Source organism: Streptomyces sp. NPDC001700 (assembly GCF_053596435.1).
The window spans coordinates 44,770-59,922 of sequence record NZ_JBSFGE010000040.1; the positions used below are offsets into that span (position 1 = coordinate 44,770).

General features: G+C 71.4%; 17 protein-coding genes. 6 read left to right on the forward strand and 11 right to left on the reverse strand.

The annotated features are described in order from the left end of the window. Window positions 1–250: 250 nt before the first annotated feature. From ACWC5C_RS40145 to ACWC5C_RS40155, 3 genes are all read left to right on the forward strand, one after another. The gene (locus ACWC5C_RS40145; protein ID WP_450883982.1) at window positions 251–1,489 is read left to right on the forward strand and encodes a glycosyltransferase family 4 protein; all 1,239 of its coding nucleotides are present in this window, start codon (window positions 251–253) and stop codon (window positions 1,487–1,489) included. A gap of 89 nt (window positions 1,490–1,578) precedes the next feature. Beyond that, window positions 1,579–2,439, forward strand: a complete 861-nt coding sequence (locus ACWC5C_RS40150; RefSeq protein ID WP_450883984.1) for a hypothetical protein — start codon at window positions 1,579–1,581, stop codon at window positions 2,437–2,439. 59 nt (window positions 2,440–2,498) lie between these two features. After that, on the forward strand, window positions 2,499–3,470 hold the full coding sequence (locus ACWC5C_RS40155) for a helix-turn-helix transcriptional regulator (RefSeq protein WP_450883986.1): 972 nt from the start codon (window positions 2,499–2,501) through the stop codon (window positions 3,468–3,470). On the opposite strand, the gene ctaD is transcribed toward ACWC5C_RS40155, so the two are convergent. The 9 genes from ctaD to ACWC5C_RS40200 form a co-directional block, all read right to left on the reverse strand. Further along, entirely contained in the window at window positions 3,424–5,166 is a 1,743-nt protein-coding gene (gene ctaD, locus ACWC5C_RS40160) for an aa3-type cytochrome oxidase subunit I (RefSeq protein WP_450883988.1), read from the reverse strand. The genes ACWC5C_RS40155 and ctaD overlap by 47 nt on opposite strands. Before the next feature lie 103 nt (window positions 5,167–5,269). Beyond that, a complete protein-coding gene (locus tag ACWC5C_RS40165) occupies window positions 5,270–5,548 on the reverse strand; it encodes a gas vesicle protein K (RefSeq protein WP_055553182.1) in 279 nt (92 codons plus the stop codon). Then, window positions 5,545–5,778, reverse strand: a complete 234-nt coding sequence (locus tag ACWC5C_RS40170) for a gas vesicle protein (protein WP_450883990.1) — start codon at window positions 5,776–5,778, stop codon at window positions 5,545–5,547. Before ACWC5C_RS40170 ends, ACWC5C_RS40165 begins: the two co-directional genes overlap by 4 nt. Continuing rightward, window positions 5,775–6,599, reverse strand: a complete 825-nt coding sequence (locus tag ACWC5C_RS40175; protein WP_450883992.1) for a GvpL/GvpF family gas vesicle protein — start codon at window positions 6,597–6,599, stop codon at window positions 5,775–5,777. The genes ACWC5C_RS40170 and ACWC5C_RS40175 overlap by 4 nt, the downstream gene beginning before the upstream one ends. Beyond that, window positions 6,596–6,973: a gas vesicle protein gene (locus ACWC5C_RS40180; RefSeq protein WP_450883994.1), complete on the reverse strand. Its 378-nt coding sequence runs from the start codon at window positions 6,971–6,973 to the stop codon at window positions 6,596–6,598. Before ACWC5C_RS40180 ends, ACWC5C_RS40175 begins: the two co-directional genes overlap by 4 nt. Further along, window positions 6,952–7,158, reverse strand: coding sequence for a gas vesicle protein GvpG (locus ACWC5C_RS40185; protein ID WP_450883996.1), 207 nt, complete (start codon window positions 7,156–7,158; stop codon window positions 6,952–6,954). Before ACWC5C_RS40185 ends, ACWC5C_RS40180 begins: the two co-directional genes overlap by 22 nt. After that, window positions 7,158–7,877: a GvpL/GvpF family gas vesicle protein gene (locus ACWC5C_RS40190; protein WP_450883998.1), complete on the reverse strand. Its 720-nt coding sequence runs from the start codon at window positions 7,875–7,877 to the stop codon at window positions 7,158–7,160. The genes ACWC5C_RS40185 and ACWC5C_RS40190 overlap by 1 nt, the downstream gene beginning before the upstream one ends. Next, a complete protein-coding gene (locus ACWC5C_RS40195) occupies window positions 7,877–8,350 on the reverse strand; it encodes a gas vesicle structural protein GvpA (RefSeq protein ID WP_450884000.1) in 474 nt (157 codons plus the stop codon). Before ACWC5C_RS40195 ends, ACWC5C_RS40190 begins: the two co-directional genes overlap by 1 nt. A 48-nt stretch (window positions 8,351–8,398) precedes the next feature. Then, window positions 8,399–8,701, reverse strand: a complete 303-nt coding sequence (locus ACWC5C_RS40200) for a gas vesicle protein GvpO (protein ID WP_450884002.1) — start codon at window positions 8,699–8,701, stop codon at window positions 8,399–8,401. Window positions 8,702–9,039: 338 nt separating this feature from the next. On the opposite strand from ACWC5C_RS40200, the gene ACWC5C_RS40205 reads away from it, so the two are divergent. Next, window positions 9,040–9,255 carry an I78 family peptidase inhibitor gene (locus ACWC5C_RS40205; RefSeq protein WP_450884004.1) on the forward strand — a complete coding sequence of 72 codons (216 nt, stop codon included), beginning with the start codon at window positions 9,040–9,042 and terminating at the stop codon, window positions 9,253–9,255. A gap of 148 nt (window positions 9,256–9,403) precedes the next feature. Here the strand turns inward: ACWC5C_RS40205 and ACWC5C_RS40210 are convergent, their stop codons facing one another. Both ACWC5C_RS40210 and ACWC5C_RS40215 read right to left on the reverse strand, forming a co-directional pair. Next, window positions 9,404–10,450: a phosphatase PAP2 family protein gene (locus ACWC5C_RS40210; RefSeq protein WP_450884006.1), complete on the reverse strand. Its 1,047-nt coding sequence runs from the start codon at window positions 10,448–10,450 to the stop codon at window positions 9,404–9,406. Window positions 10,451–10,763: 313 nt separating this feature from the next. Beyond that, on the reverse strand, window positions 10,764–11,948 hold the full coding sequence (locus ACWC5C_RS40215) for a hypothetical protein (RefSeq protein WP_450884008.1): 1,185 nt from the start codon (window positions 11,946–11,948) through the stop codon (window positions 10,764–10,766). A 363-nt stretch (window positions 11,949–12,311) separates the two neighbouring features. Between ACWC5C_RS40215 and ACWC5C_RS40220 the strand changes: the two genes are divergently transcribed. After that, a complete protein-coding gene (locus ACWC5C_RS40220; protein ID WP_450884010.1) occupies window positions 12,312–14,054 on the forward strand; it encodes an MFS transporter in 1,743 nt (580 codons plus the stop codon). A gap of 97 nt (window positions 14,055–14,151) precedes the next feature. Then, a partial coding sequence (locus ACWC5C_RS40225; protein ID WP_450884012.1) for an acyl-CoA dehydrogenase family protein occupies window positions 14,152–15,153 on the forward strand: 1,002 nt, incomplete at its 3' end.

A 15,153-nucleotide genomic window follows, 5' to 3' on the forward strand; every position in this document is an offset into this window, starting at 1 on the left:
TCCGTGGGCCGGGCGGTCCCCGGCTCATACGTAGACAACGGCCATCCACGGCGGGGGTCACGCGGCCTGGTCCCACCACCCCTGTGATGCACGAGTTCCCCCGGAAGTTCCCTGAATTGGCTACCGATTTCCTTTCTGTTGGGGAACAAGACGGTGTTGGTACCCAACCCGACAGCCACTTTCGGGGTCTTACCTCGTGGTAGGCGGACGAGATACCCGTCCGCGGGGAAACGGTGGGATACGGGACGGAATGCACATATCATTCCTGATTCACAACGCGTACGGGATCGGCGGGACGATCCGGACCACGTACAACCTCGCCCGCACGCTGAGCGAGCAGCACGACGTGGAGATCGTCTCGGTGTTCCGCCACCGGGATCAGCCGATCTTCGAGCCCGGACCGAACGTGCGGCTCAGCCATCTCATCGACATCCGTAAGAACAGCCCGGGTTACGAAGGCGACGACCCCGCCTACACGCAGCCCGCGAAGGTCTTCCCGGTCACCGAGGGCCGGTACCAGCAGTACAGCGCGCTCACCGACCGCCGCATCGGCGAGCATCTGCGGGGGATCCAGGCCGATGTGGTGGTCGGCACCCGCCCGGGCCTCAACGTGCACATCGCCCGGGAGGCGCGCCGCGGCCCGATCCGGGTCGGCCAGGAGCATCTGACGCTCAGCACCCACTCCAAGGGGCTCAAGCGGACGCTGCGCGGCTTCTATCCGCGGCTCGACGCGGTGACCACGGTCACCGAGGCCGACGCCAAGGACTACCGCGACCAGATGCGGCTGCCGGGCGTACGGATCGAGGGCGTGCCCAACAGCGTTCCCGCGCCCGGCGTGGAACCGGCCGACGGCACCGGCAAATGGGTCGTCGCGGCGGGTCGGCTCGCCCCGGTGAAACGGTACGACCTGCTGATACGGGCGTTCGCCAAGGTCAGCGCGGACCGCCCGGACTGGCGGCTGCGGATATACGGCGGCGGCGAGCAGCGCGCCAAGCTGCGCGCGCTCATCGACAAGCTCGGCCTCTACAACCACGTCTTCCTCATGGGCCCCGCCAACCCCCTCGACCCCGAGTGGGCCAAGGGCTCGATAGCGGCCGTCACCTCCAGCCTGGAGTCGTTCGGCATGACGATCGTGGAGGCGATGCGCTGCGGCCTCCCGGTGGTCGCGACCGACTGCCCGCACGGCCCGGCCGAGATCATCGACAACGGCGTGGACGGCCGCCTGGTGCCCTCCGGCGACACCAACGCGATCGCCACCGCGCTGCTCGACCTCATCAACAACGACGAACTGCGGCAGCAGATGGGCCAGGCGGCGCTGCGGGACTCCGCCCGCTTCGACCCGTCCCGGGTGGCCGGCCGCTACGAGAGCCTCTTCGCCGACCTGGCGACGCGCGGCGGACTGCGCGGCTCGCTGCACCGGGCCCGCGGCTCGCTGGTCGGCGGGGCGATGGCGACGACCGAGGCGATGCGAAGGGTGCGAATGGCATGAGTGGAAGAGGGAGCGTGACAGCGGGCGCGGCCGAGCGCATCGAGCCCATGGAGCCCATCGAGCCCATGGAAGCCATTGAAGGGGACAGCATGAGTGAAGCCACCGAGGTCGCCCCGACGCGCGCCGACTGCGTCGCGGACTCCGCCGGTGGACTCACCTTCCACATCTCCGACTGGGCCCGCCCGGAGCCGGGGAGCTACGACGACTGGAGCGGGGCGCTGGTCCTGACGCTGCGCGGCGCCGAGCCCGCCGCCGACGGCGAGGTACGGCTGCCGCTCGGCCCGACCGCAGACGGCAGGCTGCAGGCCGCGCTGCCGGGCACGGTGGCCCTGCCCGAGGGCCGCTGGGACGTGTTCGTCGCGTACGGGGACCAGGAGCCGCGGCGGCTCGCCCCGGGCCTGCACGATCTGCGCTCCCTGGTCGACCGCAGGCCGGGCCCCAGCACCTCGCCGCTGTCCGTCCGCATCCCGTACGCCACCAAGCACGGCAACCTCAGCCTGCGCACCTGGCGCCGGGTGCCGCACGCCGAGGCGGGGGAGATCCGGCTGGAGGACGGCGCGATGGCGGTCGGCGGGCGGCTGTACCGGGTGGAGAATCCGGCCGAGTGGCTGGCCGGTGCGGTCGTCGAGGCCCGCTGCCGCCGCGACAAGGCCCTCGTACACACGGTGCCGGTGACGGCGGACGGCGCGGCGTTCTCCTTCACCCTCGCCTATGAGCGGCTCGCGGAGAGCTGGGGCGGGGCTGCGGACCTGTGGGACCTGCGGCTGCGCTCGGCGGACGAAGCGGTGGCCCCGGTGCGGCTCGGCCGGATACTGGACGACGTCGCGGACAAGAAGGAGATCTTCACGTACCCGGTGCGGACGGTCGACGCGCCGCACGGCACCGCCACGGTCCGTCCGTACTACACCGTCGACAACGATCTGTCGGTGCGGGTCTCCGACCCGGACTGACGAGGGCTGTGGACCCTTGAGGACAGTGGTCGTCCTCAAGGGCTGGCAGACTCGGCCCCATGTTGGAGACCTCGGCCCGTCTGCTCCGTCTGCTCTCCCTTCTCCAGGCCCACCGCGAATGGTCCGGCTCGGACCTCGCCGACCGGCTCGGCGTCACCCCGCGCACGGTGCGCCGCGACGTCGACCGGCTGCGCGAGCTGGGCTACCCCGTGCACTCCGCCCCCGGCACGGCGGGCGGCTACCGGCTGGGCGCGGGCGCCCAGTTGCCGCCGCTGCTGCTGGACGACGAGGAGGCGGTGGCGGTCGCGGTCGGGCTGCGCCAGGCCGCGGGCGGCGTCGAGGGCATCGAGGAGACCTCCGTACGCGCCCTCGCCAAGCTGGAACAGGTGCTGCCGGACCGGCTGCGCCGCCGGGTGAGCGCGCTGAGTTCGTTCACCGTGCCGATGTTCGGGGCGACCCCGGGCCCCGCGGTGGATTCGGCGGTCCTGATCGAGCTGGCGAGCGCCTGCCGGGACGCCCAGCGGCTGCGCTTCACCTACCGCGACCACGGCGGTACGGTCACCCGGCGCACCGCCGAACCGCACCGCCTCGTCGCCGCGCAGCGCAAGTGGTACCTGGTGGCCTGGGACGTGGACCGGGAGGACTGGCGTACGTACCGGGCCGACCGCATCACCCCCACCCCGCCGCACGGCCCCCGCTTCACCCCGCGCCGCCCGCCCGCGGAGGATCTGGCGGCGTATGTCGCCCGGGGCGTGTCCGGCGCGGTCTACCGCGAGCGGGCCACGGTCCTGCTGCGGGTGCCCGTCGCGCGGGCGGCGGAGCGCATCTCGCCCGCGGCGGGGGTGCTGGAGGCGGTGGACGAGCACAGCTGTCTGCTGCACACCGGCGCCCACGCCCTCGAAGTGCTGGTGCTCCACATCGTGCTGACCGGCTTCGACTTCGAGGTGCGCGAACCGGCCGGGCTCACCGAGCACATCCGCGCGATCAGGGACCGCCTGGACCGGGCTCTGGGCGACCGGGCTTCGGGCTGACCGCGCCGCGCGCCTTCAGCTGCTGGTCGCGCTCCTGCTCGATCTGGGCCACCTCGGGGTGGTGCAGGTCGAAGGCGGGCGACTCGCTGCGCACCCGGGGCAGCGTCAGGAAGTTGTGGCGGGGCGGCGGGCAGGAGGTCGCCCACTCCAGCGAGCGGCCGAACCCCCAGGGGTCGTCCGCCTCGACCTTTGTGCCGTACCGGGCCGTCTTCCAGACGTTGTAGAGGAACGGCAGCGTCGAGATCCCCAGCAGGAAGGAACCGATCGTGGAGACCGTGTTGAGCGCCGTGAAGCCGTCCGCCGCCAGATAGTCGGCGTAGCGGCGCGGCATCCCCTCCGCGCCCAGCCAGTGCTGCACCAGGAAGGTGAGGTGGAAGCCGGTGAACAGGGTCCAGAAGTGGATCCGGGCCAGCCGCTCCTCCAGCATCTTCCCGGTGAACTTGGGCCACCAGAAGTAGAAGCCCGCGAACATCGCGAACACCACGGTCCCGAAGACCACGTAGTGGAAGTGACCGACGACGAAATAGCTGTCCGTGACGTGGAAGTCCAGCGGCGGCGAGGCCAGGATGACGCCGGTCAGCCCGCCGAACAGGAAGCTCACCATGAAGCCGACCGCCCACAGCATGGGCGCCTCGAAGGACAGCGAACCGCCCATCATGGTGCCGATCCAGTTGAAGAACTTCACCCCGGTGGGCACCGCGATCAGAAAGGACAGCAGCGAGAAGAAGGGCAGCAGCACCGCCCCGGTGGCGAACATATGGTGCGCCCAGACCACCATCGACAGGGCGGTGATGGCCATCGTCGCGCCGATCAGCGTCAGATAGCCGAAGACCGGCTTGCGCGAGAAGACCGGGATGATCTCGGTGATGATGCCGAAGAACGGCAGCGCGATGATGTAGACCTCGGGATGGCCGAAGAACCAGAACAGGTGCTGCCACAGCAGCGCCCCGCCGTACGCCGAGTCGAAGACCATCGCCCCGAACCGCCGGTCCGCCTCCAGCACCAGCAGCGCCGCCGCCAGCACCGGGAACGCCATCAGGATGAGGATCGAGGTGAAGAGGGTGTTCCAGGTGAAGATCGGCATCCGGAACATCGTCATCCCCGGGGCGCGCAGGGTGATGATGGTCGTCAGGAAGTTCACCGCGCCGAGGATGGTGCCGAAGCCGGAGAGCGCGAGCCCCATGATCCACATGTCGGCGCCGATGCCGGGGGAGCGCACCATGCTGTTCAGCGGGGCATACGCGGTCCAGCCGAAGTCCGCGCCGCCGCCGGGCGTCATCAGCCCGGCCACCACGATCAGCCCGCCGAACACATACAGCCAGTACGACAGCATGTTGAGGCGGGGGAAGGCGACGTCGGGCGCGCCGATCTGCAGCGGCATGATCTCGTTGGCGAACCCGGCGAAGGCGGGCGTCGCGAACAGCAGCAGCATGATCGTGCCGTGCAGGGTGAACGCCTGGTTGTAGGCCTCCTGGGAGAGGATCTGAATCCCGGGCCGGGCCAGTTCGGCGCGCATCACCAGCGCCAGCACGCCGCCCGCCAGGAAGAAGCCGAACGAGGAGATCAGATAGAGATGGCCGATCTTCTTGTGGTCGGTGGTGGTCAGCCAGTCGGCCAGCACCCGGCCCCGGTCCCGGAGCGACCGCCGCGCCCGTCCGTCCGGTCCGGCCGCGGGACGCGCGGTGTCTGTCACCATCGGGGCTCCCTGGGCTGGCACGGGGGTCGGCTCCGGCCCATGATCGCCCGCTTTGGGGTGATCCGCGAGGCTATGTCCCGGGTGTCATGCCCTCAGGGTGCTGTCACTCTCTCGGGGGCAGCAGCGGGCCGAGCGGCCCGAGGTCGAGGTTCAGGTCGGACTCCTTGATGCCGTAGCGGTCGCACAGCGTGCCCATGCGGTCCTCCAGCAGCATCAGGGTCTGCCCGATCCGCTCCTCCTGGTCCTCCGTCAGGTCGCCCTGGTCCACCCGGCGCAGCGCCTGCCGCTCCATCAGCTGCCGCAGCAGCTCGACGACGGTCAGCACCAGCTTCATCAGATCGCGCTCGACGGTGTCCTGGTCCAGCTCCAGCTTCCGGCTCACGGTTCCTCCGGTTCCAGCGGTTCCAGCGGTTTCAGCGGTTCGTCCCAGGGGGACGGCACGTTCTCGTTCACCGAGCTGATGAGCGCGCGCAGATCGATGCGTACGAGATCCACGTCGGCGATGCGCAGGGTCACGTCGCCGGTGATGACCACGCCGCCCGCGAGCAGCCGGTCCAGCAGGTCCACCAAGGCGATCTGCCGGTGCGCGAGCGGGCTCGTGGTCATGGTCATGGCCCGGACCGTTCGTTGCCCTCGGCGGCGACGAAGGAGTACGGCGCCCACGGGCCGGTCAGCTCCAGCCGCAGCCCGCTCTCGCGCCCGGCCAGCTGGCCCACCCGCTCCGCGAACGCCTCGCTGTCCTCGCGCGGCAGGAGATACGCGGCGTTGAGCACATTGCGGTCCGCCTCGCCGGAGAGCCGTACGTCCTGCGGCGGATGCAGCCTGGCCCCCTCGGCGAGTGCGGTGAGCGTCTCGTGGACCCGGCGCGCGCCCTCCTCGGAGTGCTCCCAGCGCTGCTCGGAGGCGCGCCGCTGGGCGCCTCGGCGGCGCAGATAGTCGCGGCCCGAGATGGCGGCGGAGGGCTCCGCGGACGGCTCCTGGGCGGGGGCGGGCGCCGCGTACACCTTGACGCCCCACTCCACCCGGCCCTCCAGCCGGTCCAGCGCCGCCGTGAACCGGTCCTGGCCACTGGCGAGCAGCCGCCGCAGCCCCTCCTCGCCACGGCAGACGGTGGCCATCCGGACCGGGATGACGCAGGTGTCCGCCCCTGCCGTGTCGACCACCTGCTGATGGGCGCGGGCGACGCCCTCCAGCCAGGTCAGGTCCTCCAGCCGGGCGCGCAGCGGACCCTCGTCGAAGTCGGCGGCCGGTACGGGGCCCGCCAGCACGGCGAGCCCCAGATGGCGGACGGCGCGCACGGGTTCGCCCGCGACCCCGCGCACCCGCTCCAGGGCGGAGCGCGGGGTGTCGGCCTCGCGGACGATGGCGTACGCGTACTCCAGCGTGCCGGTCGCCTCAGCCGCTTCCGTCGCGCGGGTCGTCGCGTCGGTCATCCGGCCGCCTCCTCATTCGTTCCGCTCGTGCCGTTCTCCACCGCCGGTGCGGGCGCCGGTGCGGGGTCGCGGCGGGCGCGGGACGACAGCGACGGGTCGTGCTCCCACCAGTCGATGCCCATCTCCTTGGCCTTGTCGACGGAGGCCACGATGAGCCGCAGCTTGATCGTGAGGAGTTCGATGTCGAGCAGATTGATGCGGATGTCGCCCGCGATGACCACACCCTTGTCGAGCACCCGCTCCAGGATGTCGGCGAGGTTGGCCGATTCACCCCGGGTGGCGAGCCCGGACGCGCCGGGCGCACCGTACGGCGCCGACGAGCCGAACCCCGACGGGGAGCCGTACGCGGTGGTCACCGGGTCCCGTTCGCCCATTGCTGCGCCTCCTCCATCCGGTCGAGCAGCACGTCTTCCTGCCGCTCGAACTCGGCCTCGTCGATCTCCCCGTCCTCCAGCCGCGTGGCCAGGGCCATCAGTTCGCGCTGGATCGCGGCCGGGTCGTAGTACTCGCGTTCCGCCGCGGCCAGCACCTGTCTGAGCACCCAGCCGATCAGCAGCATCAGGCCTCGACGAAGCTGTAGGGCGGCAGCGGGCCGTTCACCCGCAGCTTCATCCAGGGGTGGGCGTTCTCCAGGTCGGCGATCGCCTGGAGCAGCGGCTCGGTCCCGTCCTTGGCCAGCAGGGCCGACAGGCTCACGAACCAGCCGCCGCCCTCCGGGCCGGGGCGCATCGCCTCGGCGGTGGGGGCCAGCGCCTCCTCCACGATCCGCGCGTCGCGCACCTCACGGGCCCGCACCGCGTTCGCCACCAGCTCGCCGAAGCGCATGCGCTCCTCGTAGGTGCCGCCGCCCGAGGCCCGGTTGGCCTCGGCCATCAGCCGCAACTCGGGCTCCTCGGAGAGCACTTGGTGGAGCACCGCGTCCTCGTCGTGCACCGCCTTGACGTTGTACTCCACCCGGTCGGCCAGCCTCCGCAACTGGTCCTCGTAGCGGTCGGCGTGCCGGTTCAGCACCGTACGCACGTCCGCGTCGCTGGCGGAGACCGAGCCGAACCGCATCGGCAGCACCGAGCGCTTGTCGCTCACCTCGGTCAGCACGTGCTGGTGGGCCAGCAGATCGCGGCGCCGGGGCTTCAGCTCCGGCGGGCAGTCGCTGACGACCGCGGTCAGCTCGCCCTCGTTCAGGGCACGGACCGGCAGCGGCGGATCGCCGATGCCGAGCAGCGTGTCGCCGAGGTCCGGGAGGGCGCCGCGGGCGATCCCGTACACATAGGTGCTCATCAGCTCTCCTCGGACTTCCTCGAGGCGGACTGGGTGGACTTACGGGCCGCCGGGCGGCGGGAGCGGCTGCGTGCGGGCGCTTCCTCTGGCTCAGGCTCCTCGTCGCCCCGGAGCGCCTCGGCGACCGAGTGGGCGGCCTTGGAGACGGTCTCCCCGGCGCCGGACAGCGCGCCCTTGGTCTTGCTGCGGGCGGCGCCCTCGGTGGCGCCGTCGAGGATCTCGGGGATGCCGGGGGACTTGTTCGGCCCGGACTCCAGGTCGAGGCGGTTGCAGGCCTCGGCGAACCGGAGGTAGGTATCGACGCTCGCCACCACGACCCGGATGTCTATCTTGAGGATTTCGATGCCGACCAGGGAGACGCGGATGAACGCGTCGATCACCAGGCCGCGGTCGAGGATCAGTTCCAGGACGTCGTAGAGGCCGCTGCTGCCGCCCCCGCCCCTGCTCTGCTGTGCCGGAACAACCGTGGTCATGTCGTGTGTCCTCTCGTGTCCGGCCGCGCCGGCCGTTCCCCCGGTCAGTCAGCCGCGGTCACTTCGCCCGCGTTCGTAACGGCGGATGCGGCGGTAGCCGGTGAGCTGGCCGTCCGGGTCGAGAGTCACCTCGTACAGGGCCATCAGGCTCATCGTCTCCGGCACCCGGGCCAGCTCCACCACCTCGACGTCCAGGACCCAGCCCTCGTCGGTCTGCTCCAGCCGGGGCATCGACTCGGGGTACAGGCCCGTCAGTTCGGCGAGCTGTTCCCGGGCGGATCGCATGAGCGCCAGTGGGCTCGGGCCACCGGTCGCCGTCTTCTTGCGGGTTCCATCGGATGTGTCTGTCATGTTCGCCTCGATGGCGCCGGGTACCGCGGTCCCGGCGGGGTAAACCTCGGGGTTCGAATTCCCCGATTTGTGTCGGAATTGTGCGCTCCGGATCGCGGGTGCCCACTCGGCGCTGGCATATTCCCGCGGCGGCTGAATTCCTCTCGTGGCATGTCATGGGCCGTCTCGCGCCCCTACCAGAACCCCGCCTTTGACAAGGGATATCGACGAAAACTCTCCGTCATCTTTCGAGCGTCAACACGCGGCTCGTAAGAGTGACAAAGTCGATGACAAACCCGGGCGTGTTTTCTGTGACACAAGTGTGACGAATGACTTCGACTGCGCCTACCGTGGCTGTCATGGGACCTGTACCGAACCTTCCGGCCGAACCCGAAGACGACCTCGATAGCTATGTGGGGCTCGATGCCAAGGCCGCCGAGGACATGGCGCGCGAGCGCGGCTGGACCACCGTGCGGGCGCTTCCGCCGGGCGCGATCATCACGATGGAGTACCTGCGCGGCCGCATCAACTTCGAGGTCGCCGACGACGCCGTGCGGCGCTGCTGGCGCGGCTGACGGCCCGGAGACGGCCTTCGCGCACGGGGAGGGCCCCCGCGCGCACGGAAACGGCCCCGGAAGCTCTCTCAGGAGCTTCCGGGGCCGTCGCCGTCGTATGCGCCGCGGGCCGCGGGGGTGTGCGTACCGGCCCGTGGGGTGCCCGGGGCTAGCCGCCGGTGGCCGGGGTGCGGCCGCGCCCGGCCGAGGGGCCGAACGGGGTCGTGGTGCGCGGCACGCGGTCGGCGTGCGGCGGACGGCGGCTGCCGACCGGGGTGACCGGGGTGCGCTCGGAGCGGACGGTGTGCTGCCGCCCGGTGTGGTGCGGCCGCGCCTCGGGCACCCGCCCGGTGCTGCCCGGGCGGCCGACCACGCTCACCGGTTCGAGGACCGGGGACTCGTCGTCGCGGGCGGTCCGCGGGGTGGCCAGGGAGGGCCCGGGGACGGGCCGCGCGGAGGGCACGGGCACCCGCGCCCGGCCGTAGCGCACCCGCCGGTACAGGCTCAGCAGCAGCATCTCGGCCCGGGCCATCGCCGGTTCCAGCCACGGCAGGGCCAGCAGGACCAGCACCCCGGCGGCCCAGCCCAGCACCACGTCGCTCAGCCAGTGGGTGCCCAGGTAGACGGTCGTCATGCCGACGCCGAAGGCGAAGCCCGCGGCGATCAGCGAGGCGATCCTGCGGGCCAGCGGGGTGGTCGCGAGGTAGGCCAGCACACCCCAGGTGACCACGGCGTTCGCGGTGTGACCCGAGGGAAATATATCGCCGACGTCCCACATCTCATTGGATCCGACGCTCGTCGCGTAGTGCGGGCCGAGCCGCCCGAAGCCGATCTTCACGGCGCCCACGGTGATGTTCAGCAGCAGCAGTGAGGTGCCCAGCACCAGCCCTGGCCGCAGGGTCCGCTGCTGGTAGCAGCACCACCCCAGCCAGGCGGCCACCGCCACCGCGGTGGGGCCGCGCTGGCCCATCACCACGAAGTAGTCCAGGAGCATGTGGAACTCCGGCCACTGCTTGTAGGGCCGGAAGAGCATGATCTGCCAGTCGAGCTTCACCAGCCATGAGGTGGTGAGCACGCCGATCACGGTCGCGGCATAGACCGCGAGGGTGGTTCCGAGCAGCCAGAAGCGTGTTCGGGTCATCCGCGGTCGCGCGAGATCGCGCCGCGCGAGATCGGTAGGTCGCTCCTCCATGAGGAGCTTGTCTTCGGTACGCACCTAATCGACGTTACATTGCGTGACAGGGGGGTTCAGTCGATCAGGTCGCTTTGTGATGACGATGTGATGTGGGGTGCGTCTCGTCGGTCGGCTTTTGGCCGCCCCTTTCCAAGGAATGCACGAGGCCCCGGCACATTTGTGCGCTGGCCTTCCTATCAGCGATCCGCGATCTCTTTATGGAATTCTTACAGGGGTGTTTATCGGCGATTGGCCGTGGCGTTCCTCACCGTTTCCCGGGGTGTCGCCCGGACGTCAGGCGGGCTCCCGGCGCCCGGGTCGGCACCCCGCCGGGAGGCAGGACCGGGTGGCCGGATCAGGGCGGTCCCGAGCCGTGCAGCCACCAGGCCCCGTACACCGCGGAGGCCAGCGCCACCGAGCCGAGGACCAGCGCGGTGCGCGCCGGACGCAGCCGGGCCAGGGCGATCGCGAGCGGGATCAGCACCGGGAAGGCGGGTATGAGCAGCCGCGGCTTCGAGCCGAAGTACCCCTTGGCGGCCAGCGCGAGGACCAGCACCGAGCCGCCGTACACCAGCAGCGGCAGCGGCTGGCGCTGCCGTACGCAGCACACATACAGCCAGAGCAGCGCGGACACGGCGAGGAGCAGCGCTATACCGGCCACGAACGGGGGCTGCACCAGCAGCCCGCCGATGAAGACCGCGAAGGCCAACCCGCCGTCGAAACCGTTCCCCCAGCCGTTCTGGACGTCGAAGTAGCCGCTCGGGCTGCCGGTTCGCACCGCCACCCAGACCACATAGCCCAGCCAGCCCAGTGGCGCGATCGCGAGCCCCGCCAGGACCCGCCGATGCGTACGGAGCGCCTGGCGCCACCGCCCGCCGGGCAGCAGCTCCACCGCCGCCGTGATCCACACCGCGGCGACCGCCGCCGCCCCCACCGGCCGGGTGAGCCCCGCGAGCGCCGCCAGGACCCCCGCCCACACCCAGCGCCGGGTCAGCACCGCATACACCGACCAGGCGGCCAGCGCCGTGAAGAGCGACTCCGAATACGCCATGGACTGCACGATCCCGACCGGCAGCGCGCCCCACAGCACCGCCAGCGTGATGCCCACCCGGCGCCCGTACACCAGATCGCCGACCGCGAAGATCCCCCACGCGGCCAGCAGCGAGGTGACCGAACTCACGAGCAGCCCCGCGTCCGGCACGCTCAGCGGCGTCACGGCCGCTATGCCGCGCTCCAGCAGGGGGAGCAGTGGGAAGAAGGCCAGGTTGGAGTGGACCGCTCCATCGGCCAGATGGATCGTGTAGCCGTATCCCTCCTCGGCGATGCGGGAGTACCAGAGCGAGTCCCAGCGGGCGGAGAGGAGCTGGTGCGGACTCCTGCCCGCGGCCGCTCCCCAGACCGCGAGAACCACGAGGCCGAGCGCGCGCGTCCCGGCATACAGCAGCAGCGCCGGGGCGGCCCGGCGCAGCGCGGCAAGGGCCACGCCGCCGGGCCGCCAGGCGCCGGGCGGCGCGGTATCGGCTTGGGCGAGATCAGTCACGGCGACGATTATCGAGGATGTTTCCGGGGCCCGCCGGGCCTGTGGATAACCGTCGGACGAACAACGGAGGGACGGCGGGAGGACGGGGGAAGGCGGCCGAGGGGCGACCGGGGCACGGTTGGCGTACGGTCGATGGACGGCGGGAAGACAGGGGACAAAAGGGGAGCGGCGGAACGTATCCCACCGCCTTCACCTGCGGCGATGCCCACAACATGACCTGCGGCACACGCCCCGCGCGGCGACTCGCGTACCCTGACCTCTCCACTCGTGCCTTCGTCGCCGGGCCGCCGGACGTCCCTATGAAGTGACGTTCGTCCCGTCCCGGCGCGACGCGAGCGCAAGACCAGGCAGGGAGGTGCGTACATGTCCGGGACGACCACGGCCCGCACTCGGCGGACGGCGGCCGTTCCCCGGCAATGGCGCGGTATCGAGGCGGGCGGCGGCGCGAACCGCTGGGTCGTCCTCCTCGTGCTCTGCGTCAGCCTGCTGCTCGTCGCCGTGGACGCGACCGTGCTGCACGTCGCGGTTCCGGCCGTGACCGAGGACCTGCGGCCCGGCGCGATCGAACTGCTGTGGATCGTGGACGCGTACCCACTGGTCTGCGCCTCGCTGCTGATCCTCTTCGGCACCCTCGGCGACCGGGTCGGCCGCCGCCGGGTCCTGCTGCTCGGCTACGCGTTCTTCGGCGCGGCCTCGGCGCTCGCCGCCTTCGCCGCCACCCCGCAGATCCTCATCGTGGCCCGCGCCCTGCTGGGCGTCGGCGGCGCGATGATCATGCCCGCGACGCTGTCGATCCTGCGCCAGGTCTTCCCGGACCGCCGGGAGCGGGCCATGGCCATCGGCATCTGGAGCGCGGTCGCGGCGGTCGGCGCGGCCGTCGGCCCGCTGCTCGGCGGCTTCCTGGTCGAGAACTTCTGGTGGGGCTCGGTCTTCCTGATCAACCTCCCGCTGATGGCCGTGGCGCTGCCCGTCGGCCGCTGGCTGCTGCCGGAGTCCACCGGCGAGCGGAACGGCCCCTGGGACGTGCTGGGCGCGATCATGGCCGCAGGCGGGCTGTTCGGCCTCGTCTTCGGGGTGAAGCGGATGGGCAGCGGCTCGGGGCTGCTCGACGCCGTCACCGTCACCCCGGTCCTGCTGGGGCTGGTGGTGCTGGTGCTCTTCGTCCGCCGCCAGCGGCGCCGTACGCATCCGCTGGTCGACCTCAAGCTGTTCACCCGGCCCGCCTTCTCGATCTCCGTCGGCTGCATCGTGGTCGCGCTGCTCGCGCTCGTCGGCCTGGAGCTGATAGCCGCGCAGTACCTCCAGCTCGTCCTGGGGCTCAGCCCGCTGCAGACCGGGCTGAGGCTGCTGCCGCTCACCTTCGCCGCCATGGCCGCCGGGCTCGTCGGCTCCCGGATGCTCCAGCGGCTCGGGCCCCGCGCGATGGTGGCGCTCGGCTTCGTGCTCACCGCCGTCGGCGTCCTGTCGCTCATCACCATGGGCCAGACCGACCAGCCCGTGGTGCTGGTGGGCGGATTCGTCGTCCTCGGCTTCGGCCTGGAGACCACGCTGTTCAGCGCGTACGAGTCCATGCTCAACGAGGCCTCCGCCAAATCGGCGGGCGGTGCCGCCGCCATCGGCGAGACCTCCTACCAGCTCGGCGCCGGGATCGGCATAGCCCTCCTCGGCAGTGTCATGAACGCCGCCTACAAGCCGGGCGTCTCCTCGGTGCCCGGGGTGCCCGGACACGCCAGCTCGGACGCCAGCCAGTCGCTGGGCGCGGCGTACGACGTCTCCGCCCAGCTCGGCGGGAAGGCCGGGGACGCGCTGCTGGCCGCCGCCCGCGCGTCCTTCGTCCACGGTCTGCATGTGACGCTCGCGGTCAGCGCCGCTCTGCTGCTGATGGGCGCGCTGGCCGCGCTGCGGCTGCCGAAGACCATGGAATGCGCGCCCGCCGACGAGGCCGGCGCCGACGGCGCGTGTCCCGCCGGCGCCGCGGACGCTCCCTGCACCACGGACGCCCCGGAGATCGCGGCCTCCTCCGGGACCGCGGGCACCGCGGACGCGCCCGACATCCCGCCGCAGCGTGACCCGGCCGCCGCCGTCGGCGCCGAGTCCCGGAGCTGACCCCGGTGTTCGGCTGATCCACACGGTCTGGACGACAGGCGTTACCCGGCCGTAGCGTCAGCGGCCGGAAGCCACACCGAACCGGAGGTCGCTACCCATGTCCGCTGGCACCCTGCCGCCGTTCGACCCCGACGACCCGCTGGGCATCGACGACCTGCTGGAGCCGGAGGACCTGGCGGTCCGGACCACCGTGCGGCAGTGGGCCGCCGACCGCGTCCTGCCCCATATCGCCGACTGGTACGAACGCGGCGAACTGCCCGGCATCCGGGAGCTGACCCGCGAACTCGGCTCCCTCGGCGCGCTCGGCATGTCCCTCAAGGGCTACGGCTGCACGGGCGCCAGCGCCGTCCAGTACGGGCTGGCCTGTCTGGAGCTGGAGGCCGCCGACTCCGGAATCCGCTCCCTCGTCTCGGTGCAGGGCTCGCTCGCCATGTACGCCATCCACCGCTTCGGCTCCGAGGAGCAGAAGGAGCAGTGGCTGCCGCGCATGGCCGCCGGCGAGGTCATCGGCTGCTTCGGGCTGACCGAACCGGACCACGGCTCGGACCCCGCGGGCATGCGGACGTACGCCAAGCGTGACGGCGCGGACTGGGTGCTGACCGGCCGTAAGATGTGGATCACCAATGGCTCGGTGGCCGGGGTCGCGGTGGTGTGGGCCCGCACCGACGAGGGCATCCGCGGCTTCGTCGTCCCCACCGATACGCCCGGCTTCTCCGCCCCCGAGATCAAGCACAAGTGGTCGCTGCGCGCCTCGGTCACCAGCGAACTGGTCCTGGACGAGGTGCGGCTGCCCGCCGACGCCGTACTGCCCGAGGTCACCGGGTTGCGCGGACCGCTGAGCTGTCTGAGCCACGCCCGCTACGGCATCATCTGGGGCGCGCTGGGCGCGGCGCGCGCCTCCTTCGCGTCGGCGCTGGAGTACGCCCGGAGCCGGGAGCAGTTCGGCAAGCCGATCGGGGGGTTCCAGCTCACCCAGGCCAAGCTCGCCGACATGGCGGTGGAACTGCACAAGGGCGTGCTGCTCGCCCATCATCTGGGGCGGCGGATGGACGCGGGACGGCTGCGGCCGGAGCAGGTCAGCTTCGGCAAGCTGAACAAC

Excerpts from the sequence above, each read along its gene's own strand:
- ACWC5C_RS40205 (WP_450884004.1), top strand. The coding sequence starts at position 9,040 with ATGGGACCTGTACCGAACCTTCCGGCCGAACCCGAAGACGACCTCGAT.
- ACWC5C_RS40200 (WP_450884002.1), bottom strand. The coding sequence starts at position 8,701 with ATGACAGACACATCCGATGGAACCCGCAAGAAGACGGCGACCGGTGGC.
- ACWC5C_RS40175 (WP_450883992.1), bottom strand. The coding sequence starts at position 6,599 with ATGACCGACGCGACGACCCGCGCGACGGAAGCGGCTGAGGCGACCGGC.
- ACWC5C_RS40180 (WP_450883994.1), bottom strand. The coding sequence starts at position 6,973 with ATGGGCGAACGGGACCCGGTGACCACCGCGTACGGCTCCCCGTCGGGG.
- ACWC5C_RS40185 (WP_450883996.1), bottom strand. The coding sequence starts at position 7,158 with ATGCTGCTGATCGGCTGGGTGCTCAGACAGGTGCTGGCCGCGGCGGAA.
- ACWC5C_RS40190 (WP_450883998.1), bottom strand. The coding sequence starts at position 7,877 with ATGAGCACCTATGTGTACGGGATCGCCCGCGGCGCCCTCCCGGACCTC.
- ctaD (WP_450883988.1), bottom strand. The coding sequence starts at position 5,166 with ATGGTGACAGACACCGCGCGTCCCGCGGCCGGACCGGACGGACGGGCG.
- ACWC5C_RS40170 (WP_450883990.1), bottom strand. The coding sequence starts at position 5,778 with ATGACCATGACCACGAGCCCGCTCGCGCACCGGCAGATCGCCTTGGTG.
- ACWC5C_RS40150 (WP_450883984.1), top strand. The coding sequence starts at position 1,579 with ATGAGTGAAGCCACCGAGGTCGCCCCGACGCGCGCCGACTGCGTCGCG.
- ACWC5C_RS40145 (WP_450883982.1), top strand. The coding sequence starts at position 251 with ATGCACATATCATTCCTGATTCACAACGCGTACGGGATCGGCGGGACG.
- ACWC5C_RS40220 (WP_450884010.1), top strand. The coding sequence starts at position 12,312 with ATGTCCGGGACGACCACGGCCCGCACTCGGCGGACGGCGGCCGTTCCC.
- ACWC5C_RS40195 (WP_450884000.1), bottom strand. The coding sequence starts at position 8,350 with ATGACCACGGTTGTTCCGGCACAGCAGAGCAGGGGCGGGGGCGGCAGC.
- ACWC5C_RS40155 (WP_450883986.1), top strand. The coding sequence starts at position 2,499 with ATGTTGGAGACCTCGGCCCGTCTGCTCCGTCTGCTCTCCCTTCTCCAG.